This is a genomic window from Ferrovibrio sp., assembly GCF_017994015.1.
In the GTDB taxonomy this organism is placed as follows: Bacteria; Pseudomonadota; Alphaproteobacteria; order Ferrovibrionales; family Ferrovibrionaceae; genus Ferrovibrio.
The window spans coordinates 24,448-50,870 of record NZ_JAGOLP010000022.1 but is presented as its reverse complement, the minus strand read 5'-3'; the positions used below and the strand labels follow the sequence as shown (position 1 = coordinate 50,870).

General features: G+C 63.3%; 30 protein-coding genes. 7 read left to right on the top strand and 23 right to left on the bottom strand.

Annotated elements, in window-relative coordinates; genetic code table 11:
- Positions 1-437: response regulator (locus KBB36_RS12330; protein ID WP_290981008.1), on the top strand; the 437-nt coding region annotated here is incomplete at its 5' end.
- Between the two features lie 5 nt (positions 438-442).
- Here the strand turns inward: KBB36_RS12330 and KBB36_RS12325 are convergent.
- The 11 genes from KBB36_RS12325 to KBB36_RS12275 all read right to left on the bottom strand — a co-directional run bounded on the left by KBB36_RS12325 (position 443) and on the right by KBB36_RS12275 (position 8,726).
- Positions 443-1,084 carry a response regulator transcription factor gene (locus KBB36_RS12325; RefSeq protein WP_290981005.1) on the bottom strand — a complete coding sequence of 214 codons (642 nt, stop codon included), beginning with the start codon at positions 1,082-1,084 and terminating at the stop codon, positions 443-445.
- Positions 1,085-1,154: 70 nt separating this feature from the next.
- Positions 1,155-1,523: a hypothetical protein gene (locus KBB36_RS12320; protein ID WP_290981002.1), complete on the bottom strand. Its 369-nt coding sequence runs from the start codon at positions 1,521-1,523 to the stop codon at positions 1,155-1,157.
- A 14-nt stretch (positions 1,524-1,537) separates the two neighbouring features.
- A complete protein-coding gene (locus tag KBB36_RS12315; protein WP_290980999.1) occupies positions 1,538-2,755 on the bottom strand; it encodes an MFS transporter in 1,218 nt (405 codons plus the stop codon).
- Between the two features lie 83 nt (positions 2,756-2,838).
- A complete protein-coding gene (locus KBB36_RS12310) occupies positions 2,839-3,438 on the bottom strand; it encodes a hypothetical protein (RefSeq protein ID WP_290980996.1) in 600 nt (199 codons plus the stop codon).
- A complete protein-coding gene (locus KBB36_RS12305; protein WP_290980993.1) occupies positions 3,435-4,592 on the bottom strand; it encodes a M48 family metallopeptidase in 1,158 nt (385 codons plus the stop codon). Before KBB36_RS12305 ends, KBB36_RS12310 begins: the two co-directional genes overlap by 4 nt.
- Positions 4,589-5,287 carry a lipoprotein gene (locus tag KBB36_RS12300; RefSeq protein ID WP_290980990.1) on the bottom strand — a complete coding sequence of 233 codons (699 nt, stop codon included), beginning with the start codon at positions 5,285-5,287 and terminating at the stop codon, positions 4,589-4,591. The genes KBB36_RS12305 and KBB36_RS12300 overlap by 4 nt, the downstream gene beginning before the upstream one ends.
- A gap of 109 nt (positions 5,288-5,396) precedes the next feature.
- Positions 5,397-5,954, bottom strand: a complete 558-nt coding sequence (locus KBB36_RS12295) for a hypothetical protein (protein ID WP_290980987.1) — start codon at positions 5,952-5,954, stop codon at positions 5,397-5,399.
- Positions 5,951-6,142, bottom strand: a complete 192-nt coding sequence (locus tag KBB36_RS12290; RefSeq protein ID WP_290980984.1) for a YqaE/Pmp3 family membrane protein — start codon at positions 6,140-6,142, stop codon at positions 5,951-5,953. Before KBB36_RS12290 ends, KBB36_RS12295 begins: the two co-directional genes overlap by 4 nt.
- Positions 6,143-6,177: 35 nt before the next feature.
- Entirely contained in the window at positions 6,178-6,870 is a 693-nt protein-coding gene (locus KBB36_RS12285; protein ID WP_290980981.1) for a lysoplasmalogenase, read from the bottom strand.
- 11 nt (positions 6,871-6,881) lie between these two features.
- On the bottom strand, positions 6,882-7,850 hold the full coding sequence (gene mdh / locus KBB36_RS12280) for a malate dehydrogenase (protein ID WP_290980978.1): 969 nt from the start codon (positions 7,848-7,850) through the stop codon (positions 6,882-6,884).
- Positions 7,851-7,964: 114 nt separating this feature from the next.
- Positions 7,965-8,726: an SDR family NAD(P)-dependent oxidoreductase gene (locus KBB36_RS12275; RefSeq protein WP_290980975.1), complete on the bottom strand. Its 762-nt coding sequence runs from the start codon at positions 8,724-8,726 to the stop codon at positions 7,965-7,967.
- 103 nt (positions 8,727-8,829) lie between these two features.
- Here KBB36_RS12275 and KBB36_RS12270 point away from each other — a divergent pair, with 103 nt between their 5' ends.
- On the top strand, positions 8,830-9,162 hold the full coding sequence (locus KBB36_RS12270; protein ID WP_290980971.1) for a YkvA family protein: 333 nt from the start codon (positions 8,830-8,832) through the stop codon (positions 9,160-9,162).
- Positions 9,163-9,169: 7 nt separating this feature from the next.
- Here the strand turns inward: KBB36_RS12270 and KBB36_RS12265 are convergent, their stop codons facing one another.
- Entirely contained in the window at positions 9,170-9,946 is a 777-nt protein-coding gene (locus KBB36_RS12265; protein ID WP_290980967.1) for a glutathione S-transferase family protein, read from the bottom strand.
- 115 nt (positions 9,947-10,061) lie between these two features.
- On the opposite strand from KBB36_RS12265, the gene KBB36_RS12260 reads away from it, so the two are divergent.
- The gene (locus tag KBB36_RS12260; RefSeq protein ID WP_290980964.1) at positions 10,062-10,544 is read left to right on the top strand and encodes a hypothetical protein; all 483 of its coding nucleotides are present in this window, start codon (positions 10,062-10,064) and stop codon (positions 10,542-10,544) included.
- Positions 10,545-10,555: 11 nt separating this feature from the next.
- Positions 10,556-11,101: a DUF1569 domain-containing protein gene (locus tag KBB36_RS12255; RefSeq protein WP_290980960.1), complete on the top strand. Its 546-nt coding sequence runs from the start codon at positions 10,556-10,558 to the stop codon at positions 11,099-11,101.
- Between the two features lie 83 nt (positions 11,102-11,184).
- Here the strand turns inward: KBB36_RS12255 and KBB36_RS12250 are convergent, their stop codons facing one another.
- The 4 genes from KBB36_RS12250 to KBB36_RS12235 form a co-directional block, all read right to left on the bottom strand.
- Positions 11,185-12,273 (bottom strand): alkene reductase, encoded by a 1,089-nt coding sequence (locus KBB36_RS12250; protein ID WP_290980957.1) that lies wholly within the window; start codon positions 12,271-12,273, stop codon positions 11,185-11,187.
- Positions 12,274-12,325: 52 nt separating this feature from the next.
- Positions 12,326-12,820 carry a hypothetical protein gene (locus KBB36_RS12245; RefSeq protein ID WP_290980954.1) on the bottom strand — a complete coding sequence of 165 codons (495 nt, stop codon included), beginning with the start codon at positions 12,818-12,820 and terminating at the stop codon, positions 12,326-12,328.
- A gap of 11 nt (positions 12,821-12,831) precedes the next feature.
- A complete protein-coding gene (locus KBB36_RS12240) occupies positions 12,832-13,191 on the bottom strand; it encodes a DUF6152 family protein (RefSeq protein WP_290980951.1) in 360 nt (119 codons plus the stop codon).
- A gap of 108 nt (positions 13,192-13,299) precedes the next feature.
- Positions 13,300-13,890: a YbaY family lipoprotein gene (locus KBB36_RS12235; protein WP_290980948.1), complete on the bottom strand. Its 591-nt coding sequence runs from the start codon at positions 13,888-13,890 to the stop codon at positions 13,300-13,302.
- 164 nt (positions 13,891-14,054) lie between these two features.
- On the opposite strand from KBB36_RS12235, the gene KBB36_RS12230 reads away from it, so the two are divergent.
- A complete protein-coding gene (locus KBB36_RS12230) occupies positions 14,055-14,657 on the top strand; it encodes a hypothetical protein (protein WP_290980945.1) in 603 nt (200 codons plus the stop codon).
- A 48-nt stretch (positions 14,658-14,705) separates the two neighbouring features.
- On the opposite strand, the gene KBB36_RS12225 is transcribed toward KBB36_RS12230, so the two are convergent.
- On the bottom strand, positions 14,706-15,356 hold the full coding sequence (locus tag KBB36_RS12225; RefSeq protein WP_290980942.1) for a CoA transferase subunit B: 651 nt from the start codon (positions 15,354-15,356) through the stop codon (positions 14,706-14,708).
- A 13-nt stretch (positions 15,357-15,369) separates the two neighbouring features.
- A complete protein-coding gene (locus tag KBB36_RS12220; RefSeq protein WP_290980939.1) occupies positions 15,370-16,074 on the bottom strand; it encodes a CoA transferase subunit A in 705 nt (234 codons plus the stop codon).
- A 428-nt stretch (positions 16,075-16,502) separates the two neighbouring features.
- On the opposite strand from KBB36_RS12220, the gene leuA reads away from it, so the two are divergent.
- Positions 16,503-18,191: a 2-isopropylmalate synthase gene (gene leuA / locus KBB36_RS12215; RefSeq protein ID WP_290980936.1), complete on the top strand. Its 1,689-nt coding sequence runs from the start codon at positions 16,503-16,505 to the stop codon at positions 18,189-18,191.
- Positions 18,192-18,442: 251 nt separating this feature from the next.
- Positions 18,443-18,781: a P-II family nitrogen regulator gene (locus tag KBB36_RS12210; protein WP_290980933.1), complete on the top strand. Its 339-nt coding sequence runs from the start codon at positions 18,443-18,445 to the stop codon at positions 18,779-18,781.
- A gap of 101 nt (positions 18,782-18,882) precedes the next feature.
- Here the strand turns inward: KBB36_RS12210 and KBB36_RS12205 are convergent, their stop codons facing one another.
- From KBB36_RS12205 to KBB36_RS12185, 5 genes are all read right to left on the bottom strand, one after another.
- Complete coding sequence (locus KBB36_RS12205; protein ID WP_290980930.1) at positions 18,883-23,514, bottom strand: PAS domain-containing protein; 4,632 nt, start codon at positions 23,512-23,514, stop codon at positions 18,883-18,885.
- A 69-nt stretch (positions 23,515-23,583) separates the two neighbouring features.
- Complete coding sequence (locus tag KBB36_RS12200) at positions 23,584-24,504, bottom strand: zinc ABC transporter substrate-binding protein (protein ID WP_290980927.1); 921 nt, start codon at positions 24,502-24,504, stop codon at positions 23,584-23,586.
- Between the two features lie 2 nt (positions 24,505-24,506).
- A complete protein-coding gene (locus KBB36_RS12195) occupies positions 24,507-25,382 on the bottom strand; it encodes a metal ABC transporter permease (RefSeq protein ID WP_290980924.1) in 876 nt (291 codons plus the stop codon).
- A gap of 7 nt (positions 25,383-25,389) precedes the next feature.
- A complete protein-coding gene (gene aztA / locus KBB36_RS12190; RefSeq protein WP_290980921.1) occupies positions 25,390-26,136 on the bottom strand; it encodes a zinc ABC transporter ATP-binding protein AztA in 747 nt (248 codons plus the stop codon).
- Between the two features lie 7 nt (positions 26,137-26,143).
- Positions 26,144-26,332: a hypothetical protein gene (locus tag KBB36_RS12185; protein ID WP_290980886.1), complete on the bottom strand. Its 189-nt coding sequence runs from the start codon at positions 26,330-26,332 to the stop codon at positions 26,144-26,146.
- Positions 26,333-26,423: the final 91 nt, after the last annotated feature.

The window sequence follows — 26,423 nt, the reverse complement described above, 5'->3', positions numbered from 1 at the left end:
GCCTGGAGGGCTGTTTCCTGCTCTGCGTTGACAATGAAGCCGGCGTGCGCGAGGCGATGCAAACCCTGATGCAAGGCTGGGGCTGCGATGTGGCGGCGGTGGACAGCCTGGATAATGCCCGGCTGGCCGCTGCACAACGTGGCCGCGGACCAGACATGATCCTGGCTGACCTGCATCTTGGCGATGGCATGGAAGACCGCCCCGATGGCCAGGACGGGCTGGAAGTGATTGCCCGGCTGCGCCAGGATTGGGGCCGGCCGATCCCGGCGGTGCTGATCACTGCCGACCGGGCGCAAGACCTGCGCCGACGCTGCCAGGCCGCCAATATCGACCTGCTGCACAAGCCGGTGCGCCCGGCCGCGCTGCGCGCCCTGATCAGCCAGCGCTGGCGCCCGCCGCTCGACCCGACCACCAAGCTCGATGCGACCGGGGACTAAACGGCTTATTCGCCGCTGGCAGAGAAGCGCCGCGACAGGATCACCGCCTGAGTACGGCTGCGCACACCGAGTTTTTTCAGAATTGCCGTGACATGCGCCTTGATTGTGGCCTCGCCAACCGACAATTCATGCGCAATCTGCTTGTTGAGCTTGCCTTGCGACAGCAGGCCCAGCACGCGTAATTGCTGCGGCGTCAACTCGGCCACGCGGCGGGCAAAATCATCCCCTGGTGCGCCGACTTCCTCGGCTTCCGCCGGCAGCCATACCTCGCCATCCAGCACCGCTTGCAGAGCCGATGAAATAGTGTCCAATGCCGCCGATTTCGGCACAAAGGCGGCTGCGCCGAACTCCATCGCCCGCCGCATCACCGCCGGATCGCGGGTGGAAGACACAATCGCCACCGGAATCGCCGGATGGCTGGCACGCACCCCGGCCAGGCCGGCAAAGCCATCCATGCCGGGCATGTCCAGATCAAGGATCAGCAGATCAACAGTATCGCGCCGCTCCAGTTCGGCCCGGGCTTCGTGCAGGTTGGCGGCACCGATCACCTGGGCGCCGCTGAGCGCCTGACGCAGTGCACCAGCCAGTGCTTCACGCACCAGCGGATGATCGTCTGCTACGATGATGGTAAGTGGCGCGTCTGCCACGGCTGCCCCGGTTCCCTTCCCTTGCCTGCAACCGTAGCGCCCGACGCCTCGGCATGCAAGGCGGGGCTACTCAGCCTAAACGGTTCAGTCGGAATGATTTTGGCGGCATACCGGTACAGCCTGCGAGCGAAAAGCTCTCAAACGGCGCCGCCGGATATACCGCCACGGCGCCGGCCGCCCGCAGCCGCGCCGCCAGGCCGGGCGCGGCATCCTGCACAATCAGCATGTTCGGCAGCCAGACTTCGCGGGCGATAGCGCCGCCGCTGCTGCTGGCGGCGATGAAGCTGGCCTGGCCGGAATAGCGTAGCGGAAACACCGCCACCAGCCGGCCACTGGCCTCATCGGGCAGTTCGGCATGGCTCAGTGTGCCGCGCAGGCCGAAGCCCCAAGCCAGCAACACCAGCAGCAAAAAACCGCCCGCAAGCAGATGCCACCGCATGGCCGGCTTGCCGCCTAGGCCGAAGCCGGCGCCACACGCACCAGCGGGCGCTCGTCAATCGGGAAATGCACAATGGCCGAAAAGATGCCAAGCCCGGCGCTGATCCACCACACGATATTATACGAGCCGGTGAGATCAAACAGCAGGCCGCCAAGCCAGACGCCCAGGAAGCCGCCAACCTGGTGGCTGAAAAACACAATGCCGAACAGGGTAGCCATGTAGCGCGGACCAAAAATCTGCGCCACCAGGCCGGAGGTAAGCGGCACGGTGGAGAGCCACAACAGCCCCATGCAGAAGGCGAAGATCAACACGCTGATCTGGGTCATCGGCATCAGCACAAACACTGTGATGACGATGGCGCGGGCGAAATAGATGAAGCTGAGCAGGTATTTCTTGCTGCGCTTGCCGCCCAGCACACCGGCAGTGTAGGAGCCGATCACATTGGCCAGGCCAACCAGGGCCAGCGCCCAGGCACCGGTGCGCGGATCAAGGCCACGATCCACCACATAAGCCGGCAGATGGGTCTGGATGAAGGAAACATGGAAACCGCAAACGAAGAAGCCGGCGATCAGCAGCCAGTAGCTGCGCGCGCTGCCGGCCTCGCGCAGGGCTTCGCCCATGGATTGTTTCGGGCCGGTGCCTTCCGGTGCCTTGCCGGCCAGGGCGGTGGAAAGCGGGATGATCGCCAGGGCAAACAGGCTGAGCAGGATCAGCGCAAAGGCCCAGCCATAAGCGGCAATGAAGGCCTCGCCCAGCGGCACCATCAGGAATTGGCCCAGCGAACCCGCTGCCGTGCCCAGGCCCAAAGCCCAGGAGCGCCGCTCGGGGCTGACCATGCGGGCAATGGCGGCCAGGGCCACGGTGAAGGAGGTGCCGGCCAGGCCAATGCCAACCAGAACGCCCATGGTGAGATTAAGCACACCCGGCGTGCTGGAAACCGAGCTCAGCGCCACGCCCAGGGCGTAGAACAAGGCGCCTATGGTCAAGACGCGGCCCGAGCCATAACGATCAGCAAAGGCGCCGGCAAAAGGCTGGCCGAAGCCCCACAACACGGTCTGCACGGCAATCGCCAGCGCAAAGACCTCACGCCCCCAGCCATTGGCGCTGCTGATCGGCTCCATGAACAGGCCGAAGCCGGAGCGGACACCAAAATTCAGCAGCGCGATAGTGCAGCCGGCCAGGATAACAACCAGCGGCGTGCGCCAGCCAAGAGCGGCGGGGGAAAGGGTCATGGCATGGCTCCGGGGTAAGACTATGCCGAGCAGGATGTATGCGATCCGGGGTGGAAAGCAAGCAGCAACCTGCCTGCCCCAGCTCAGCCAGCGATACGCACCGTCTCGATCATTTTTTCCACGCTGGCGCGGCGGCTGCCAAAATGGTGCAACTTGGTGCCACTGAAGAAAATCATGTAGAGCCGTTTGTCCTTGATAGCGGCATAGCCCAGGCCCTGCTGCTCCACCTCGTTTTTGCCGGTATAGGCAAAATCGAAGGTAAAGCCATCAACACCACCATGCTTGACCGGCTTGATATTGCTGCCTTTCGCGATTGTGGTGCCGGTCTGCTGCACAATTACGGTTTCCCATAATTCGACAATCTCGCCCGGCGACATGGAGGCGCGGAAAATCGCAGTCCCGCTGGCATTGGGATTGTTCGACTTGACCGCGACCTCGCCATCCCGGGCGCCGCCGATGAACATAATTGTGTTGAGGGCAGGGCCATCGGCCGTCCAAACCTCAATCGCGCCCGAACTGGTCACCGTAAGCTGATTGACCTTGTTCCAGGGCTGTTCGACATCCACCTGCATGCCAGCCACCGCCACCTTGGCCGGCGATACCAGGGAATAGGCGGCGCAACCGGCCAGCCCCAGCAAAAGGACCATTACTGCAAGCGGACGTGAAAACGCGGTCAGCGTCATGATAACGGCTCCATGAGTCTCTGAATCAGAAGGCGGTCTTCAGCCTGCGGCTGCAATTCGAGATACCGGTTGAAAGCGACCTTGGCGGCGCCAGCATTACCGCGTTTTTGCTCCACCATGCCGATAGACCGGTACAAGGCTGGCGGCGGCCTTTCGCCTGCGGCAGCCTTGTCATACGCCGCCATTGCTAGGTCACGGTCCTTATCAGCATCACGCAAGCGATACACTTCACCAACGAAGAAATGCAATTCGCCATCCTCTGGCGCCGCTTTCAGCAAACGCTCCAGCACCACCAGCGAGCGTTCGGGCTGGCGCAGCCGGATTTCATCTTCCAGCAGCATGCCACGGATCGAACGCATGGCGTCGGCATATCGCGCCGCATGCCGCTCACCGGCGGGCGCGTCTGCCGCCATCTTGCGCAATGTGTCCTTGCGCTCCTCGCTGCCCGGATGGCTGGCAAACAATATGTTGCCATCTTTTCTGTTCGGGTCCGCGCTATTTTCAGCAATGATATTCTGCCAGACCTCGGAAGCAGCGAGCGGCGTATAACCGGCCCGTTGCATCAATTCCACGCCAATGGCATCGGCCTCACGTTCCTGATCGCGGGTGAAGGCATAAGCATCCGCCATCAGCATCATGCCGGCAACACTGCCTGCCAGCCCGAAACCCATGCTAAGGAACACACCCAGATCAGCTCGTGATCGCACCGCGCGAAGCCGTGCCAGCGAGTGGCGCTGAATATAATGACCAATTTCATGGCCGATCACGGCGGCAAGCTGCGCTTCGTCGTCTACCCGCACCAGCAGGCCGCTCCACACCTGCATCATGCCATTGGGCGCCATGGTGGCATTGAAATGGGCGGTACGCAGCAGGTAAACCCGAATATCCTTGGCATGTTCGCCGGCTAGCCGGTTGACGATGCCAACCAGATACTCATTCCATTCCTTGTCACGCATCAGGTGGCGTGAACGTCTGGTATCGGCTTCAGCCTTGTTCACAATGTGCCAAAGGCCGCCTTCGTCGGTATTCTCTGCCGGCTTGTAACCAACCTGCATCGGGCCGTCTTGCGCCATCGTGGTGACACAGCCGGACAAACCCAGCATGGCGCAGCCGCACAGGCCGGTCAGCAGATTGCGCCGATGCAGCAGAGTCATTTCGGCATCTGCGCCATTAGCGTGGTCGCAACATTTGTCGCCCCCTCCGGGCTGCGCAAATCGCCATAACCACGCGCCAGCAGGTTAAACCAAGCAACATTGCCGCTCGACAAATCAACCAGCGAGGCAAACCCGACCTGCGCACCGCCGGGAATGCCGATGCCAAAAGCAGCGCCCACCACCATCAAGGCGACGCGGCCCGGGCCGGCATAGCTGTCACGCATCCAGACAAACAACGCATAATCGGCATCATAGGTTTCCTTCAGCACCTTGGCGGAAGGCCCCAAGCTCCAATCGAACTGACTGCCCTTGCTCGGTAGGCTGAATTGCGGATTGTATTGATGGATCAGGATCGAATTGCCGACCGCGCCATGCAGCTTGATAAGCTGATGCGCAAGGTCCTGCTTCTCGGCATCGGCTTTACCATCCTCAAACACCGCCATGCGGATGTTGAGGCTATCCTTCTGGGCGCGGATCGCATCCAGCAGCAACGAGTTGGCGGCAGAGGTCCAATCGGCCCGCACCTCGGGCATGCCGGCAGCAGACAGGATCGACAACTCCACATCCAGCGGCATCAGGACAATCGTCGGCTGCTTGCCGGCATCGCGATTCAGGGTTGTGGTGATCTGGTGTGCCCGAGTGGTGCAGGCAGCCAGAACCAGAACAGCCAAAAACGCCAAAAGAACCCGCCGCATAAAAACACCCCCCGCTAAGCAGCTACGCCCTAAGTCTAGGAGGGCTGCCGCCAGGGTTTCAAGCACCTGAAATTGAGAAAAAAATTACTTGCGCAGCTATGCCGGGCCATTACTCCCGCTCGATGATTACTACGCCATGCGCGGCTTGGGCGCGCTGCTGCAATTCATAGGCGAGTAGGATGAAGCCGGCGACCAAGCCCATGCAGAGGCCGAGCCAGGCGCCGTAAAAGCCGAGGCCGATGCCAAGCAAAGCCGCGCCGATGCCGCCCGGATCGCTGCCGGGCGCCCCCACCCAATCGGCCAGCCACAGGCCGGTGAGCAGGCCGGACAGCGCCCCGGCGAGGCCATAAGGCCCAATCCGATGCACCCGGCGCCAGGCCAGCAGCACCAGCAGCGGCAGACCAAGCAGAAACATGGCGCCATACATCACCGCCGCCGCGCCGAGCGCCAGGGCAAAACCGGCCGCCATCAGCGACCAGCCGAGCGGCCCGGCCACTACCAGCAGCAGCATCGGCGCATGAGCAACAAACAAGCCGATAGGCGGCGCCAGAACCAGCGCAATCAGAAACCGCACGGCCGGCGAGGCCGGCAGACCCTGCACACGCCAGCGTTTCCGATTATTCGCATCGTCGGATGGCTCCGGCGGCAGGCTGGGCAGATCGTTCAATTGCGCCGGCTCGCTTCCTCGATCTTGCGATCCGTATTGTATTGGCTAAGCGCGTATACAGCCCAGAGCGCAGCCGGAATCCAGCCGATCAGGGTGATTTGCAGGATCAGGCAGACGATCCCGGCAATCGGCCGGCCAATGGTGAAAAACATCAGCCAAGGCAGGAAAATGGCAATCAGCAGACGCATCGCAGGCTCCTTGCAGCGAGGGTGTTACGCCAAGTTTATCCGCAATCGGCATTGCAGCGCCAGCCCAGCAGGATCGCCACTTGCGCGGCCACATAACTGAGCCAGATCGCCGGCCCGGCCCAGGCCAGCGGCAGCAGGAATTTATCGATGGCAATCAGCGAATCGGAAAAGATGAAGCTGATGGCACCCAGGCCGACCCAGAAATACCCGCCCAGCCTGATCTGGGGCAAGGCCAGCGCGGCCACCCCCATCGCCATGATGGCGGCAATGTAAAAACAGACCGGCAGCAGCAACGGCCCGAGCGCCGGGGTGAGCCAGGCCAGCATCAGCGCGGCATAGCCGAGCAACGCCGCAATGGCGCAGGTCTGCCAAAGCCGCAGCCGGAAGGGCCGCGCGCGGTTACGGTAGAACAGCGCAAGATAGGCCAGATGCGCCAGCAGGAAACTGGCCAGGCCGGGCACAAACAGCCTCACCCGGTCCAGCGCCAGAAACACATCGCCGGCCGCGGAAAACAGCAAGGCCGCAACAAGCAGACGGGCCGCCGCCTCGCCGATCTGCGCCCGCCAGCGCCAGGCCTGCAACGCCAGCAGCGGGCAGACCAGGCCCTTGCTTAACACCACCAGCCAATGCGGCACCGCAAGCAGCGGCAGCAGCATGTACAGCGCAGCAAACAGCAGCGCCAAAACAAACGGCGCGCCCAACCATGCCGGGCGCGCCGCGATGGTCATCGGAATGACGCTTACTTGCCGAGGCTCGGATCAATCGCCTTGCAGGCTTCCACCAGGCCCTTCACGGCATTGGCGGAATGCTCGAACATCTTCTGCTCGTCGGCATTCAGTTCGATCTCGACGATCTTCTCCACGCCATTGGCGCCGATCACCACCGGCACACCAACATACATGCCGGACTGGCCATACTTGCCGTTATCCAGCCAGGCGGCGCAGGGCAGCACGCGGCGCTTGTCCTTGAGGTAGCTTTCCGCCATCTCGATGGCCGAGGAAGCCGGCGCGTAGAAGGCCGAGCCGGTCTTGAGCAGGGCGACGATCTCGGCGCCGCCATCGCGGGTGCGCTGGATGATCTTGTCGATCTTCTCCTGGCTGGACCAGCCCATCTTGATCAGATCGGGCACCGGGATGCCGGCCACGGTGGAATAACGGATCAGCGGCACCATGGTATCGCCATGGCCACCCAGCACAAAGGCGGTGACATCGTTGACCGAGACATTGAATTCCTCGGCCAGGAAATGGCGGAAGCGGGCGCTGTCGAGCACGCCGGCCATGCCGATCACCTTGTTATGCGGCAGGCCGCAAACTTCGCGCAGCACCCACACCATGGCATCCAGCGGGTTGGTGATGCAGATCACAAAGGCATCCGGCGCATGCGCCTTGATGCCGGCGCCAACCGCCTGCATCACCTTGATGTTGATGCCAAGCAGGTCGTCGCGGCTCATGCCCGGCTTGCGGGCCACGCCGGCGGTGACGATGATGACATCCGAGCCGGCGATATCGGCATAATCCTGGGTACCGCGCAGCTTGGCATCGAAGCCTTCCACCGCGCCGGCCTGGGCCATGTCGAGCGCCTTGCCCTGCGGCAGACCTTCGACCACGTCGAAGATGGTGATGTCGCCGAGTTCCTTCAGGCCGGCCAGCAGGGCCAGCGTGCCACCAATATTGCCGCCGCCGACAAGGGCGATCTTTTTGCGCGCCATGGGGAAAACCTCCGGAAATTGCCTAGGGAAAAACCGGGCCTAGGGGTAGCGGGAAAAGCGCGGGCCGGCAAGGCCCGCGCTCCCGAATTTACCGGGTAAAATGCCGATAGCGGCTTACTTCGGCGCCATGCGGATGGCGCCGTCGAGGCGGATGGTCTCGCCGTTCAGCATCTGGTTCTCGCAGATATGGCGGGCCAGGCTGGCATATTCCTCGGGCTTGCCAAGGCGCGAGGGGAACGGCACCGAGCGGCCCAGGCTTTCCTGCGCTTCCGGCGGCAAGGCAAACATCATCGGGGTGCCGAACAGGCCCGGCGCGATGGTGCAGACGCGGATGCCGAAGCTGGCGAATTCACGCGCCAGCGGCAGGGTCATGCCATGCACGCCGGCCTTGGAGGCGCCATAGGCCGGCTGGCCGATCTGGCCGTCAAAAGCGGCAACCGACGCGGTGTTGATAATGCAGCCGCGCTCCTTGCCTTCCATCTCGGCCTGCTGCTGCATCTTATGCGCCACCAGACGGATCATGTTGAAGCTGCCGATCAGGTTGATCTGCACCACGCGGGTGAACTTCTCCAGCGCCACCGGGCCATCCTTGCCCACCGCCTTCATCGGCGTGCCGACACCGGCGCAATTCACCAGCACACGCAGCGGGCCGACCTTCTCGGCCGCCTCGTTCACCGCCGCCTCGCCGCCGGCCGCATCGGCCACGTCGCATTTGATCGCCACGCCGCCGATTTCCTTGGCAACGGCCTCGGCAGCTTCCAGATTCATGTCAAACAGCGCCACCTTGGCGCCGGCCTTGGCCAGCTCGCGCGCGGTGGCCGCGCCCAGACCCGAAGCGCCACCGGTGACAATCGCGCCTACACCCTTGAGATCCATGATCTTCCTCCTGATTGTTCACTACCGTTACATAACAATGCCGGGCTTATAGCCGAAACCCGGCGCCCTTGGCGATAGCCGGGTAAATCCCCATATCGAGGCCATGACAGACCCCCAGCCCACCCGCTTCTGGGCCAAATTCAAGGCTGCCCTGACCTATATTCCCTGGGCCGACACCCTGCTGGCGGCGTATTTCTGCGCCACCGACCGCAACACCCCGCTATGGCCTAAAACCATTCTGCTGGGTGCCATCGGCTATTTCATCCTGCCGCTGGATGCCATCCCCGATCTGTTTGGCGCGCTGGGTTATGGCGACGATCTGGCGGTTTTGCTGGCGGCGGTGAAAGCCGTGCAAAGCCATATCACGCCGGAGCACCAGCAACGCGCCCAGGCCGCCCTGACCAAAGCCAAAGCGGCTTCGGCCAGAGCGGAATAAGCAGCCCTCAGACCAGGCCGCCGAAGCGGATATTGCCCTTGGCCAGGCCATCCTGGATCACCGGCAGGCCGCCGGCCTGTAGCATCCATTCCAGGCGGAAATCGCGATATTGCCGCTTGGCGCGCGCGCTGCCATAGGCTTCCGCCATGGCCTTGAATTCGCCCAGGCCCGCCTTGGCTTCGGCCAGGGTCTGCTGCACGCTCGGCCGTTCCAGCGCCCGGGCGAGCCAGGCGGCCAGCTTGCTGCCCTCGGCCGGCGGCGTGCGCTGCGCCTTGGCATTCATCACATGCGGGAAAACCGCGCAATCGGCACGGCCGAAACTGGCACCATTGAAATACGGCGCATCGCCAAGCTGCTCTTCCAGATAGGCAAAAAGCTGCTGGATGGTCTGCTTCGCGGCGCCCAGGATGGCGGCCTGCAATTCGCCCTCGGCACGGCGGAAGGCGGTCACTTCGGAGGTGCAGAAGATCACCGCCTCAAACGGCCCGTCGCAGATTTCCTCAATCTGGCGGGCGCGGGCGCGGGCCAGCGGATCCTTGGGCCACAAGGCCGGTTCGGGCCACTTTTCCTCGATATATTCTAGGATGATGGTGGAATCCCACACCGCCGCATCGCCATCCAGCAGGGCCGGGATTTCGCCGCGCGGATTGGCCTTCAGCCGCGCCCCATCGGCCTCGGTGAGGTTGGTGTTGCGGATTTCAAACGGGATATTCTTCTCGCGCAGCGCAAGTTTCACCTTCTGCGCAAAGGGCGAGAGCGGCACATCAATCAGTGTCAGGGCCATGGCTTCCTCCTGGTTTGGCTTTTTCTGCGCCGGGGAGTTTCCGTCTCCACGGGGTGGGGGTCAAGATGCCCGGCGGGCATCGTCTGGGCCGGCGGGCTGTGCTATAGACTCGGCCATGCAAAGCCTCCCCCGCTTCCGCCCGGCCCTGCTGCTGGCGGGTCTGTTTCTGTTTGGCCTGCTGCCGAGCCAATTGCCGGCGCAAAGCCCGCCACCACCGCCGCCGCCACTGCATGCGGCGCCCAGCATCATGCTGCCCGAAGGCACCGTGCTGGCCAGCGGCCATGTGCTGGGCGGGCAAACCACGATCCAGCCGATTCCAGGCGATGCCATTGTGCGTTTTGAAGATGGCAGTGATGAAACCTGGAGCGTGGAAGTGGCCGAGGGCGAAACCCGGGTCTACCGCCCCGGCCGCATCCTGGTGGCGCAGGCGGAATATGTCGCCCGCGAACGCGATGGCCGGCCATCCTGCTTCATCTACCAGATGCATATCGCGCCGGAATGGATCGGCATGCCGAGCAGCGAAGCCCCTTCGGGCAAGCCGGATATCACCACCGCCGATGACCGGGTATATTCCTTCCGCGAGGCACCCTGCCCTTGAGGAGCAAGGCGATGATCAATCGACGCGGCTTTACTGCCGGTTTCGTGACCCTGCCCTGGCTGCTGGCCAGCAACACGGCCAGGGCTGCCGGCACAATCCGTTTTGCCTCACTGGCCGAAGCGCGGGCGGCTTTGACACGCTGGCAGCAGGGCGGCAATCCGCCAAACAGCAATCCGCAGGCCGGGCCTGTCACCCTGCATCAGATGCTGCATCATTGCGCCCAGAGCCTGGAATATGGCCTGAGCGGCTTCCCTGAAATGAAGCCGGCCTGGTTCCGCGCCAGCATCGGGCCAATGGCGGCGCAGGTTTTCCTGTGGCGCGGCCAGCTCAGCCACGATCTGGCCGATCCGATCCCGGGCGCGCCGGAGATACCAACCAGCGGCGACATGGCCGCCGCTTTTGCCCGGCTGTTTGCCGGTATTGATGCCTTCGAGGCAGCGGTCAGCCGCAACGCGCCGCTGATGCCGCATTTCGCCTATGGTGCCGTGGCACCGGCGGATTATGCCCGACTCCAGGCATTCCATATTGCCCAGCATATGGAACCACTGAGCGCCTGAAAAATTGGGCGCCTGAAAAGTTGGGCGCCTGACAAAAAGGCCCGGAATGTTGCCATCCCGGGCCTTATATCTGCCGGCTCGGTTTATTCCGCCGCCTGGGCCAGGGTCGGATAATCGGTGTAGCCCTTGGCGCCGCCGCCATAAAGCGTGGCGCGCTCCAGCGCATTGAGCGGCGCATTCTGGCGCAGGCGCTGCACCAGATCCGGATTGGAAATGAACGGCCGGCCGAAGGCAATCATATCGGCGCTGCCCTCCTGCAATGCCGCCTGGGCCATGGCCAGATCATAGCCGTTATTGGCGATCCAGACGCCGTTATAGCGCTTGCGCAGGGCCTGGTAGTCGAAGCCGGCGCCGAAATTGCGGTCAGCACCGGTAGAGCCTTCAATCACATGGATATAGGCCGGCGCCAGCTTGTTCAGCTCTTCCACCACATAGTCAAAAACCGGCTGCGGGTTGCTGTCGGAAGCATCATTGGCCGGCGTCACCGGCGAAATACGGATGGCGCTGCGATCCGGCCCCACTGCATCGACAATGGCACGCATCGCGCCGAGCATCACCTTGGCGCGGTTCTGGATCGAGCCGCCATATTCGTCGCTGCGGTGATTGCTGCCATCGCGCAGGAACTGGTCGAGCAGATAGCCATTGGCGCCATGCGCCTCCACGCCGTCAAACCCGGCCGCGATGGCATTCTCCGCCGCCTTGCCATAGGCAGCAATAATCGCCGGGATTTCCGCTGCATCCAGCGCACGCGGCTCCGATACGTCGACAAAGCCGCCATTGACGAAGGTCTTGGTCTTGGCGCGGATCGCCGAGGGCGCCACCGGCGCCTGGCCACCCGGCTGCAAGGAATTATGGCTCACCCGGCCAACATGCCAGAGCTGCAAAAAGATGCGGCCGCCCTTGGCATGCACCGTATCGGTCACCTTGCGCCAGCCGGCGACCTGTTCCGGCGAGTGGATGCCGGGCGTATCCTGGTAGCCCTGGCCTTCCGGCACAATCTGGGTGGCCTCGGCGATGATCAGCCCGGCTTCGGCGCGCTGGCCATAATATTCGGCCATCAGATCGGTCGGCACATTGCCGGCCCCGGCGCGATTGCGGGTCAGCGGCGCCATGGCGATGCGATTTTTCAAGTCATAGCGGCCGAGGCGCAGCGGCGAAAACAGATCAGTCATGATAATTCCTGTAGCTGGGGAAAATGCTTGGCTCCGCTAAGATAGGCAGCGGTCAGAGATAGGCAATAAGGCGGCCGAAGACCACCGCCCCGGTCCAGGCCAGCAGCGACAGGGCGGCGGAGAAGCGCGCCGGCCAGGGTGGCACGGCGCCCCAACTTGCGGCATTGCCCCATTTGACGCTGTGGAAAATCACCACATTCAGCAGGCCAAGGCCGATCAGCCCGAGCTTGAACTGAAAGGCTGGGTTGGCGGCCAAGTGGGTCGCCTCGGTGCTGAACAGCAGCAGCCCCATGGCGATGGCAAGGCCAAGCCCGGCCCCGGCCAGCGGAATGCAGAATCGCGCCAGATGCGCCGGCATCAGGTTACGGCCAAAGCCGAGCACGCGCAGATCAAACACCGCAATACCGGCAAACAGCGTGATGAAGCCGAGAATATGCAGCACTTCCACCAACGGATAGAGCAGCATCGATTCGCGCATGCTGGCGCCGAGGCCGGATTGTTCCAGCGCCACCAGCCAGGGATGGCGGATTGCTTCATGCGCCCCCATAACCGCGCGGCTCAGCGCAATTCGACGGTGAAGCCGTTATGCGTGATGCGCTCGGCGCGCATCTCATTGCGCCGGCTACGGCTGGGATAACCCACCGCCACCAGACGATCACCCACCTTGATCTCGCTGATCGGCTTGCCGCGCGCCGCCATGCGCGAGGGCGGCGAGAGAGTTACAGTCCAGCTTTTGTCGGCCGTTTTGAGCTGCAATTCGCCATGCGGGTTATCCGGGTTCACCATTTCGGCCACGCCATCGAGCGTCAGGACCGTGGCGGCATCATAGGAACCCCAGCCATGATGCGCCTGCACCGGCAGGGCGGCGAGGCAGATGGCAAAGCTGGCGGCGATGAGCGGGCGGCGATAATGCGGCATGATGGCAACTCCATTCGGCAGGCCTTCAATATAACCCCGGATATGATAAGGGCGATGCCGTTTTTTTAACGGCATCGCCCTGTTCACAAAGCTTTCAACAATGCTGGCTTAGCGCGGCGTAACCACCGAGCCACCCGGCAGGATGATGGTGGTCGGCGGCACCGGGGCCGATGGCGTGGTCTGGATCACCGTGGTGGTGGTGGTGCTGGTGGCGGGCGCCATGCTGCTGCTCGGCACCATCATGGTGCCGGCGGCCGGGATCAGGTTGACCAGCACATTGCGGTAGGGCGAGTTGCGCGTCAGCACCGAATAATTCTGGTCGTTGATGTAGAGCACGCGGCCGCCCTGCTCAATCTGCGCCTGCACATAATAGGTGCCGCTCGGATTGATGTCGCCATAGCGGTAGCGCAGTTCGAAACGCGCGGGCAGCGGATTGGCTACCAGGCGCTGCTCGACCATGGTGTAAGCCGCCATATCGCCGCGCGTGGCATCCAGCAGGCGCACCACCAACACGGCATCCGGCGGCATCACCACGCGTTCGCGGGTGGTGATAGTGCCGGAAACAGATTCCTGTGCACCGCCGGCGCAGGCGGCCAGCGGCACGGCCACGCCAAGGGCCAACATGGCGAGCAGAATGCGCCGACGCGGCTTGGTGTTGGTTCGCTCGGTAACATGGGGAAGGGTCTGAAGGGCGCTCATGGTTGTTATCCTCGTTTAGTTTGTTTCGCACCGGGCTGGTGTGCTACCCCCCAGCACTGCCGCCCGAGGCCATAGCGCGCCCTGATCGTGGCCCAAATGTGGCTCGGGAGCGGCTTGTTTGCGGCCAATCTTGAAGCCACGCCCGCAATCCCCATCTATTTTGCATGGCCTTGCGATATTTTCCTTTCAACACCAATGCGTTGCAGCAGCAGCTGCGGCAATCGGCGCAGCATCTGTCAAATTCGGCAGCGAGGCTGCAAGCCTATGTCGAACAGGGCAACCGGCTGAAACTGGTGCGTTTCACCGGCGATGTAGCGGTGGCGATGGCTACGCTGGCCATGCAGCAGAGCGGCCATCTGAAAGACGCCGCCGTGCAGGCCGGCGCCTCACTCGGCCAGGCGGCACAAAATGGCTTTTTCAACGGCGCCGCCACTTCGGCCGGCATCGCCGCTTTGCTCAATGCCCATAAATATGCTCGCGGTGAGCAGGGCCTGGCCCAGGCGGTGAAATCCGCCAGCCGCGAGGCAATGACCGGCGCCGGCAGCGGCATGGCCGCCACCCTGGCGGCCGGCGGCTCAAAACTGGCGCTGGGCGCCCTGGGGGCGCCTTTTGTGGCCAAGGCGGCAGCGCCAGTGGTTGCGGCAGCCGTTGCCGCCTGGCTGGCGCAGGAAGCCGGCGAACGTGGCCTGGCGGCAGCGGAAAACTGGCTCTGCGTGCCGCCACATGCCTTCCCCGAAACGGCACCACGGGAAACCGATCCGGCATAAAAAAACGCCCCGGCAGTTTCCCGCCGGGGCATTTCCAAAAAGGCTCTATTACTTGGCGCTGTCAGCGATCTTGTAGCTGGCTTCGGTCTTGGCGGCGATTTCCTCCAACGAGACGCCCGGGGCGCGCTCGATCAGGGTCATGCCGCTGCCCTTGCGATCCACCTCGAACACCGCCAGATCGGTCACCACCAGATCCACCACACCTGCGCCGGTGAGCGGCAGGTTGCAGCGATGCAGCAGCTTCTTCTCGCCATCCTTGGCGGCATGCTCCATCACCACCACCACGCGCTTGACGCCGGCCACCAGATCCATGGCGCCGCCCATGCCCTTCACCATCTTGCCCGGGATCATCCAGTTGGCCAGATCGCCATTCTCGGCCACCTGCATGGCGCCCAGAATCGAGAGATCGATATGGCCGCCGCGGATCATGGCGAAGCTGTCAGCCGAGGAGAAATAGCTCGAATAGGGCAGTTCGGTGATGGTCTGCTTGCCTGCATTCACCAGGTCGGGGTCTTCCTCACCCTCATAAGGGAAAGGCCCCATGCCCAGCATGCCATTCTCCGATTGCAGCACCACATGCATGCCTTCGGGGATGTAGTTGGAAACCAGCGTCGGGATGCCGATGCCGAGATTAACGTAGTAGCCGTCCTTCAGCTCTTGCGCTGCGCGGGCGGCCATTTCATCGCGGGTCCATGCCATGGTTCTGCTCTCCTCAGGCCGGGCGCTTGCGGGTGGTGCGGTTCTCGATGCGCTTCTCATAGGGCGCGCCGCAGATCAGCCGCTGCACATAGATGCCGGGGGTGTGGATATGGTCGGGGTCGAGCGAGCCCGGCTCAACGATCTCTTCAACCTCGGCCACCGTGACGCGGCCGGCCGTGGCCATCATCGGGTTGAAGTTGCGCGAGGTCTTTCGGTAGATCAGGTTGCCCTCGGTATCCGCCTTCCACGCCTTCACCAGCGAAAGATCGGCCACCAGGCCGGTCTCCATGATGTAACGCTCGCCATTGAACACGCGCTCTTCCTTGCCCTCGGCGATCAGCGTGCCAACGCCGGTCTTGGTGAAGAAGGCCGGAATGCCGGCGCCGCCGGCGCGGATGCGCTCGGCCAGCGTACCCTGCGGGTTGAATTCAAGTTCAAGTTCGCCGGCCAGATACTGCTTGGCGAAAATCTTGTTCTCGCCGACATAGGACGAGATCATCTTTTTCACCTGGCGGGTTTCGAGCAGCAGGCCGAGGCCGAAGCCATCCACGCCGGCATTGTTGGAAACACCGGTGATGCCTTTCACGCCGCTATCGCGCAGCGCCAGCAAAAGCTTCTCGGGGATGCCGCAGAGGCCGAAGCCGCCGCACATCACCATCATGTCGTCGCGCAGCAGGCCTTCCAGCGCCGCATGCGCATTGGGGTAAACTTTGCCCATGTCTCCCTGTTCCTCACTGTGTATGAGTGGATCGGGCGGACATTAGCTGTTGCCCTGAGGAGTGGCAATGCCCGACCTGACATAGCGTTCAGGTATGCTCCAAGCCGCTTGACGACCGCCTAGCAAAGCGGCAGACTGCCTGCATCATGACCCGCGACCGGCGACTAACGCAGCTCCTCCTTATCAACCCGATCCTGTAAGCAGGGTCGGGCAGCAGCAGCTTCGCGTTCAAGTCCCCCATTCTCCTTTCATCGCCGGTCGTCTTCCATGTTTCATATCGCCACTCGCCGCCATTTTGCCGTCCGCAGCCAATTGCCGGGCGCGCTACGACTTATTGGCGGCCGCTGAGCCTTTCCGGGCCTCTCGGCGGCCGTAGCACGGCCCTCAATCCTTCCAGCTATCCGACCCTATTGCCGCAGGAGTGCCCGATGAGCACCGCCAAAACCATGCCGTTCCACAAATATCGCCCGTTCCAGCCGATCAACCTGCCCGACCGCACCTGGCCCAACCGCACTATCACCAAGGCGCCGACCTGGTGCAGTGTTGACCTGCGCGACGGCAACCAGGCACTGATCGAGCCGATGGGCCCCGAGCGCAAGCGCCGCATGTTCGACACCCTGGTGCAGCTCGGCTTCAAGGAGATCGAGGTTGGCTTCCCGGCTGCCTCGCAGACCGATTTTGATTTCGTGCGTGAATTGATCGAGCAGAAGCTGATCCCGGAGGATGTCACCATCCAGGTGCTGACCCAGGCGCGTGAGGAATTGATCACTCGCACCTTCGAGAGCCTGAAGGGTGTGCACCGCGCCATCGTGCATCTCTACAATTCCACCTCCACCTTGCAGCGCCGCGTGGTGTTTGGCCTGGATCAGGCCGGCATCACCCAGATTGCCGTGGAAGGCGCCAAGGTGGTGAAGCGGCTGGCCGATGCAGCCCCGGAAACCGACTGGATTTTCCAGTATTCGCCGGAAAGCTTCACTGGCACCGAGATCGATTATGCCGTGGAAATCTGCGAGGCGGTGATGGACGTGTTCCAGCCCACGCCGCAGAAGCGGATGATCCTCAACCTGCCGGCCACGGTGGAGATGAGCACGCCGAATATCTACGCCGACCAGATCGAGTATTTTCTGCGCAAGGTGAAAAACCGCGACAGCATCATCCTCAGCCTGCATCCGCATAATGATCGCGGCACCGGCGTGGCCGCCGCCGAACTGGGTGTGATGGCCGGCGCCGACCGCGTGGAAGGCACCTTGTTCGGCAATGGCGAACGCACCGGCAATGTGGATGTGGTCACCCTGGCGATGAACCTGTTCACCCAAGGGGTCGACCCGACGCTGGATTTCAGCGACATCACCACGGTGGCGCGTACGGCGGAATACTGCAACCAGCTGCCGGTGCATCCGCGCCACCCTTATGTGGGCGAACTGGCCTTCACCGCCTTTTCCGGCTCGCATCAGGATGCGATCAAAAAGGGCATGGCGGCGCAAAGCCAGCGCAATGACAGTATCTGGGAAGTGCCTTATCTGCCCATCGACCCGGCCGATGTTGGCCGCGCCTATGAACCGGTGATCCGCATCAACAGCCAGTCCGGCAAGGGCGGCGTGGCCTATGTGATGGAGCAGGATTACGGCATCGAATTGCCGCGCCGGCTGCAAATCGAATTCAGCCAGGTGATCCAGAAAATCGCCGATGCCACCGGCAAGGAAATCTCGCCGGAACTGATCTGGAACAGCTTCGAGGCGGAATATCTCAGCCAGCCCGAGGCAGCCTATCGTTTCAAGAACCACCGCACCCTGCCTGATGCCCATGCGTCTGACCGCCGCAGCCTCACCGCCGAAGTGCTGGTGAATGGCGAGACGGTGACACTGGAAGGCACCGGCACCGGGCCGATTGATGCCTATATCGATGCGCTCGGCCGCCATGCCGGCCTGGTGCTGAACCTGATTGACTACCGGGAGCATGCTATCGGCAAGGGCAGTTCCACCGAGGCCGCCGCCTTTGTGGAATTGAAGCGGCCGGATGGCTCCACCCTGTTCGGGGTTGGCTGCGACCGCAATATTGTTGCCGCTTCGCTCAAGGCGGTCACCTCGGCTGCCAACCGCCTGATGGCCGGCGGCTGATCGACAATAAAAACGTCTACTTTTTAATCACACAGGCCAGTTTGTCGGCAGCCCGGTAGCGGGCTGCCGGCTTCTGCCTCACACTTGCCCCACAAAGCAACCCAATAAGGCGCTACGACTCGGGCTTGCAACTTCCGGCCCGTCGCGGCACGGTTCTTGAAGGGAATGTGGGGCGAAAAACGCCCGAGCCCGTTTTCTGCCCTTCCCGGCAGCCGGGGCGGGCCGGCGAAAAACGTTGAGGAGTGCGAGACATGAAACTGGTCACGGCTGTCATCAAGCCATTCAAGCTCGACGAGGTGCGCGAGGCGCTTACCAGCCTCGGTGTCGAAGGCCTCACCGTCACCGAGGTCAAAGGCTTCGGTCGGCAGAAGGGCCATACCGAGATTTACCGCGGCGCCGAATATGCCGTCAGCTTCCTGCCCAAGGTAAAGATCGAAGTAGCGGTCAAGTCGGCCCTGGCCGACCGCGTGGTGGAGGCGATCCAGTCGGCCGCCAAGACCGGCCAGATCGGCGACGGCAAGATTTTTGTGCTCGACCTGGAAAAGGCCCTGCGCATCCGCACCGGCGAGACTGACGACGACGCGCTGTAATTTGCAGTAGTCCTTATATTAGCAGTCCGGCTGCCGTTGCGTCCCACTCCTCCGGGGACCCGCGCCTTGCAAGCGCGACGGCAGCCGGTTCCGCGTCTGCTTCAAACAGCCGCGCCATAGCGCGCCGCCAATTCGGCGGCCACTGCTGCCATGGCCTGTTCCACGCCGGCCAAAGGCGCTTCCAGCGCAGCATTGCCCCGGCAGGCCTGATCCAGCAGCGCGGCAGCCTCGGCCAATCCATTCAGCCCCAGTGTAGCAGCCGAGCCTTTCAGGGTATGGGCAAAGGCTGCCAGGGTGGCGGCCTGCCCGGCTTGCCGCGCCGCCTCGAACTGAGCCGTGAAATCGGCCAGGAAATCGCGCAGCAAAGCCGCTGTCTCGGTTAGCCCCATGCGGCTTTCCAGCCGTTGCAGCCGCGTCGGCTCAATAAGCTCGGCAGCAGGCGCCGCCGCCGCGCCAGCCTCCAGGCCAAGATGCCGCGCCAGCAGGCGATACAGCGCCTGCGGCTCGAATGGCTTGCCAAGATGGTCGTTCATGCCGGCGGCGCGGCAGGCTTCAATATCCTCGGGCTGGGTATTGGCGGTCATGGCGATGATCGGCAATAACGCCAGCCGGCCGCCACGTTCCCGGCCCAGCGCGCGCAACCGCCGGGTTGCTTCCAAACCGTCCATTCCCGGCATCTGCATATCCATCAGGATGGCGTCAAACGGTTGGCTGCGCGCCATCGTTATCGCTTCAAAGCCATCATTCGCCACCATCACCTGATGGCCATCCTGGCGCAGCAGTGTGGCGGCTATGCGCTGGTTAACCAGATTATCCTCCACCAGCAGCAGGCGCTGCGGCGGCAACATGCTGGCCGCATCGGCAGCCTCGGGCAGCGGCGCATTACCTAGCGGCAAATCAAGATCGAACCAGAAAGTGGAACCCGAGCCGGGAGCGCTGGCCACATCGATCTGGCCGCCGAGCAATTCCACCAGCTTCTTGGAAATGCTGAGACCAAGCCCGGTGCCGCCATAACGCCGGGTGATCGAGGAATCCGCCTGGCTGAATGCGGCAAACAGCCGTTCGCGCTGCTCCGGCGCGATGCCGATGCCGGTATCGCGCACTTCCAGACGCACGCGCTCCTGCATGCCGTCGCCCGCAAGCCGGCGCAAAGCCAGCACCACCGAGCCGGCCTCGGTGAATTTCAGTGCATTGCCTACCAGATTGAGCAGAATCTGGCGCAGCCGGGTGGGATCACCACGATGCCAGGGCGCCAGCGAAGGATCGATTTCAGCCAACAGCCGCAGCGCCGGCTTTTCACCCGCACGCGGCGCCAGCATCGACAACACGGAACTGCAAAGCTCCTCCAGCGAGAAGTCGATCCGCTCAACATCAACCCGGCCAGCTTCCAGCTTGGAGAAATCCAGGATGTTATCGAGGATGGCAAGCAGGGCGCGGCCGGAAGACAGCACGGTTTCAACCTGGCTGCGCTGCTCGTCACTCAAGCCGCTGCGCAACAGCAGCCGGGTCATGCCCAGCACGCCATTCATCGGCGTGCGGATTTCATGGCTCATCACCGCCAGGAATTCCGCCTTGGCCCGCGCCGCCTGTTCCGCCGCTTCCTTGGCTGCGGTCAGTTCGGAAATATCCAGCGCCACAGTAAGAATTTGCCGGATCGTGTCGTCACGGTCGCGGATCGGCAGCTTGTTGTAGAGCCATACCCGCATGCGGCCCTGGGCATCGGCATGGCGCACTTCGACAAAGCCGGTTTCGCGCCCGGAAGCCAGCACCTGCTGCTCGTAATCATGGCTGAAGCCAGGGCCGCGTTCGCCAAACACTTCATGCGCCTGCCGGCCCAGCATCTGTTCCTTCGGCAAGCCCACCAGTTCATCGGCGAAATAGCGGTTCACCAGCAGATAGCGCAGATCCAGCCCCTTGAGATGGATTGCCACCGGCAACGCATCCATGACTGTTTGCAAGGTGCGGCGGCTCAGTTCGATCAGCCGCTCGGCCTGCTTGCGCTCGGTGACATCGTAGGACAGCGACAACACACCCTCGACAGCGCCATCCGCCCCGGGCAGCGGCAGCTTGTTGGTCTGCCAGTCGCGCATGCGGCCCTCGGCATCGGGGAAACTCTGCTCAAAGAAACCGGTCTCGGTGCCGCTTTGGATCACCGCCTGGTCCTGTGCCGTGGCCAGCTTGCTCGGCAATGCTTGGAACAGATGTTCGGCGCTTTGGCCCAGCGCACGCTCGGCGCTGACCCCATTGATCTCGCTGAAATAGCGATTCACCAGCCGGTAGCGCAGGTCGCGGTCTTTCACACTGACGATCACCGGCAGGCCATCCAGCACCGCCCGCAGCAGGCGGCGACTTTCTTCGGTGGCGCGCTCGGCCAGCTTCTGCCGCGTCACATCCAAAGTCACGGTCAGAATCTGCGAGATGCGGCCATCCTCGCCGCGCAATGGCAGCTTGTTGTAGAGCAGATACTGGGTTTCGCCAGTGGCTTCCCAATGGCGCTCCATATCCACAAAGCCGGTGGCCACGCCATGCACCAGCAACTGCCGGTCCTGCTCCAGCGTACGATCAGCAATCGCCTCGCCCTGCGGCACATGGGCAGCGATTTCCTCCATCCGCTTGCCAATCATGCGTTCCGGACTCTGGCCGGCGAAACCGGCAAACTGGCGGTTCACCAGCACAAAGCGCAGTTGCTCATCCTTCAGGCTGACCGCCACCGGCAATTCATCCAGCACGGTTTGCAAAGTGCGGCGGGCCTGCTCGATCTCGCGCTGCGCCCGTTTCTGGTCGGTGATATCGAATACCACGGTCAGAATCTGATTCACCGCGCCGGCGACGTTGCGCATCGGCACCTTGTTGATGATCCAGGCGCGCTCACGTCCTGAAGCATCCGGAAAGCTGGTTTCGACAAAGCCGGTTGGCCGCCCGGTGGCAAAGACCCGCGCATCCAGCGCCGCCACATTGCTCGGGCCATGCGGCCCCACCACATCCGCAGCCTTTTGACCGAGCAATTCGCCGGCCGGACGCCCTACCACCTCGGTGAAATGGCGGTTCACCAGGGTGTAGTTATGCTGGCGGTCCTTGACATGGATGGCTATCGGCACTTCATCGAGCACACTCTGCAAGAGGCGACGGCTTTCCTCCAGCAGGGCGGCATTCTGCCGTGCCTCGGTGATGTCGCTGACGATGCAGACCGAGCCGCCATCGGGGCGCGGAAACGCCTCGGTGCGCAGAATGGTGCCATCGGCACGCAGGATTTCGCCCTCATGCGGCTTGCCATCCACCAGCAGGCCAACCGCCTGGCGCAGATATTGCCGCACCGCTTCGGGATCGCTGAAACGCCGCGCGGCCTGATAATCCAGCAGGCTTTCCGCGCTTTCGCCAATTTCCGGCCGCCCCGGCGGCAGCCCCATAAGCTGGCTGAAGCGGGCATTGGCCACCACCACACGGCGCTGCGGATCGAAGATCACCAAGCCCTGGCCCATCGCTTCCAGCGCGGTATCAATCACCTGCGACTTATCGGCCAGCGCCTGCTGTGCCTGGCGCAATTCGGCCAGGGCGGCTTCGCTGTGTTGCCGCGCTGCCGATACATCCAGCAAGGCCGCCTTGAACACATCGGTGGCGCGCGCCATCTGGCCAATCTCATTGCCCTCGGCCAGATGCGGGATCGCTGTATCCAGCCGACCGGCCGCCAGGGCGCGCATCGCCGCCGTCATCGCCGCCAGCGGCCGCACTGTGCGGCGCACCACCAGCAGGGCGCAGGCAATACCCAGCAACAGGCAGAAGGCGCCGACGATCAGTGAAAACACCGCGCCACTATGCAGATCGGCCAGCAGGCCGCCGGCCAGCCGCTGTTCGGCGCTAGCCGCCTGCTGGCGCAGGTCGCCGGCCAGACTGCCGATGCCTCGGCCACGCTCGGCCAGATAACCGCCAAGGCGCAGCAACTCGTCATCCAGTTCAATCAATTCGCCGAAGCGGCTTTCCACATCGCCATGCTCGGCCAGCAATTCCTGCACGATGCGCCGTGCGGCTTCATTGCGCAGGGTTTCTTCCAGGTCGGGCAGATCCTGGCGCAGCAGGTTGAGCTGCTGGTGGGTTTCAAGCAAAGGGGCGCGGGTGCCAGTGAGCAGGATTTCCAAAGCGCGGGCCTGGGCCTGGATCATACCCTGGCGGATTTCACCGGCCTTGCGTGCCGCCGCCAGGTCGCCTTCCGCCAGCGCCTGCCCACCCAGATCGTCCAGAGCCACCAGCACATGCTCCAGCTTCGTTATCCACTCGCGGCGTGCCTGTTCGCGGCGCTCCTGCACCTGGACCAGAAAATTGAACTGGTCAACAAAGCCGCCAAGTTCGCGCCGCATATCCTTGAGCCAGCCGGCGGCCCTGGTGGCGCCGAAGCGGCCTTCCGCCTCGGCCACAGCGCGGGTCAATTGTGCGGTACGTTCCGCCACCTCAATCCGCTGCTCACTGCGTCGGCCGGTGGCATAGGCAAAGATCGCCAGGCGCAATTCGGCAGTGTTGCGCTCTACATCTGCGGCCAGCCCCGCCAGGGCCGCCTGATCGGCAAAAGCCAGCGCCTTGCGCTCAATTTCGCGCATGGTGGCAAGCCCGATGCCGTTGGAGATCAGAATCACCCCAACCAACGCCAGAAAGCCGCCAAATATCAGCTTTCCGATGCCCAAAGCCGGGCGCAAGGCCACGCTTGGCGCCGCTTCATTTTCCGGTTTTGGCCCGTCGCTCAACCTCAGCCCCCACACCAGCCTCTATCTGAGGTTAGCGCAGAGCCGCAATCCGAACCAGTGCGGGAAATTTCAGCTTTCGCGCCGCATGGCAGCCACCAGTCGCTCCACATTCAGCCGGTAGAGCTTGATGAAACTATCGGCTTCCGAACCGGGGGCGCCGAGGGCGTCGGAATAAAGCCGGCCACCCACCGTCACCTTGGCTTCCTTGGCGATCTGCTCGATCAGGCGCGGGTTGACCACATTCTCGAAAAACAATGCCTGCACCCGCTGGCGCTTGATCTGGCGGAGCAACTTGGCCACGGCTTCGGCCGAGGCTTCGGATTCGGTGTTCATGCCCTGTGGCGCCATGAAGTCGATCAGGTAACGATCCGCCAGGTAGCCGAAGGCATCATGCTGGGTGATCGCCTTGCGATGGGCGCGCGGCAGGCTGTCAAATTGCAGCGCCGCCCAGGCATCCAGGCTTTTCAGTTCGGCGGCATAGGCGGCACCGCGCTGGCGATAGCCCTCGGCATGGGCCGGATCGGCCGCCGCCAGACCGGCAGCAATGGTGTTCACATAGGCCTGCATACGTTGCAGATCATGCCAGACATGCGGATCATCCTGCGCCCCGGCTTTGCCATGGCTATGACCATGACTGTGGCCGTGATCATTACCATCCAGCCGGCGCGGCTTGATGCCCTGGCTGGCAACAATGCGCGGCCCCTTGAAGCCGGAAGCCGCCACCAGACGATCAAGCCAGGTTTCAAAATTCAGGCCGTTCGATACCAGGATATCGGCACCGGCCACGGCCCGCGCATCGGCCGGGCTGGGCTGGTAGACATGGCCATCGCCACCGGCCGGCACCAGGGTGGCTACAGTTACCCGCTCGCCGCCAACCTGCTGCACGATATCGGCCAGGATCGAGAAACTGGCAATCACTTTAAGCTTTTCCTGCGCCTGGGCCGGCAGGGCGGCAAAAGCAAGCAGCAGGGCAAGCAGCAGAATACGCATGGTCAGGCCTCCAGATGTGGCGCGCGGAGCAGCCGCAGGGCCAGGCCCTGAACACGGCCAAACAGCAGCGACACCAGATAGATCGCGCCACAGGCCAGCACGATGGCCGGCCCCGAGGGCAGGTTGGCGTGGAATGACAGCAGCAGCCCGGCATAGCCCGCCACGGCGGCAATCGCGGCGGCGCCGATCATCATGCCCGGCAATGAGCGCGCCCAGAAGCGCACCGCCACGGCCGGCAGCATCATCAGCCCCACCGCCATCAGGCTGCCCATGGCCTGGAAAGCCGCCACCAGATTGACCACCACCAGACCAAGGAAGATCAGGTGATACACCGCGCCGCCGCCCGGGCCGCGCAGGCTGCGCAGAAATTCCGGATCAAAACCATCCAGCAAAAGCGGCCGATACAAAGCTGCCAGCAACAGCAGGCTGACACTGCTGACCGCGCCGAGCAGCAGCAAAGCGGCCTCATCCACCGCCAGCACGGTGCCGAACAGGATATGCATCACATCCACGCTGGAACCGCGCGTGGAAATCAGCGTCACGCCCAGCGCCAGCGCGATCAGGTAAAAGGCAGCCACCGAGGCATCCTCGCGCCCATCGGTGGCGCGGGTGGCGGCACCGGCCGCCAGCACCACCACCAGGCCGGCAATCACGCCGCCGATGGAAATCGCCGGCAGCGAGAAGCCGGCAATCATGAAGCCAACCGCCGCGCCGGGCAGGATGGCATGGCTCATCGCTTCGCCAAACAGGCTCATGCGCCGCAGCATCAGGATCACGCCGATGGGCGCCGAGCCGAGTGCCAAGGCGAGACAGGCCACCAAAGCCCGCTTCATGAAAGCGAATTCGGCAAACGGCGCGATAAAAAACTCAAACAGCATGATCTGCTCAGGCTGCCTTGCCGGTATGGCAGATCGCGGCATGTTCGGGCCAGGATTCGGCCATGCGGCGGGCGCGCAACTGGTTTTCGGCCGTCAGCACATCCTCGGTGCGGCCCCAGGCCACCGGCTCGCGCGCCAGAAACAGCACCTCGGGGAAACGGCTGCGCACCAGTTCCACATCATGCAGCACCGCCACCACGGTGCGCGCTTCACCATGCCAGCGCTGCAACAGCAGCACCAGATCGTTCACGGTGCGCGCATCCAGGGCATTAAACGGTTCGTCGAGCAGGATAAGCTGGGCATCCTGCACCAGCACGCGGGCAAATAGCGCTCGCTGCGCCTGGCCACCGGAAAGTGTGCCAAGGCTGCGCTGTTCAAAACCTTCCAGACCCACCGCCGCCAGCGCTTCCCGCGCATTGGCGATATCCCGCTTGCCGATGCGGCCAAAGGCACCGGCGCGCTGCCAATGGCCCAGCAAAACCAGTTCCAGCACCGAAATCGGGAAGCCACGATCCAGGCTGGCCTGCTGCGGCAGATAGGCAATGGCATTCTGGCGCAGGCCGCCGCGCTCAATGCTGCCCTCGGCCAGCGGCAGCATGCCAGCAATGGCCTTGAGCAGGCTGCTTTTGCCGGCGCCATTCGGCCCCACCACGGCGGTAAGCGAGCCAGCCTTGAAGGCGCCGGTCAGATGATGCACCGCCGGGTGGCGATCATAGGCGACGGTGACATCGCGGCAGGCAATATCCCGGGTCATCGCCGCCTCATGCCTCGCTCAGAATGGCCCAGGCGATCAACGCCCACAGCCCGGCCAGCAGCGGCAGCAAAGCCAGCAAGCGGCTGCCCAGCCCCGCCACCAGGACCATCACCGGCAGGCCGACAGCCTGCGCATGATGATGAGCATGGGTCTGGTGATGGCGCGAATGATCGTGGCCGTGATGATGATCGGACATGGAGGATTGCCTGAATGTTATTATATAACATACGGAATATCCGCCCAGGGTCAAGTAACTTGCCGCCCGATTCGCCCTAAAGCCGACACAT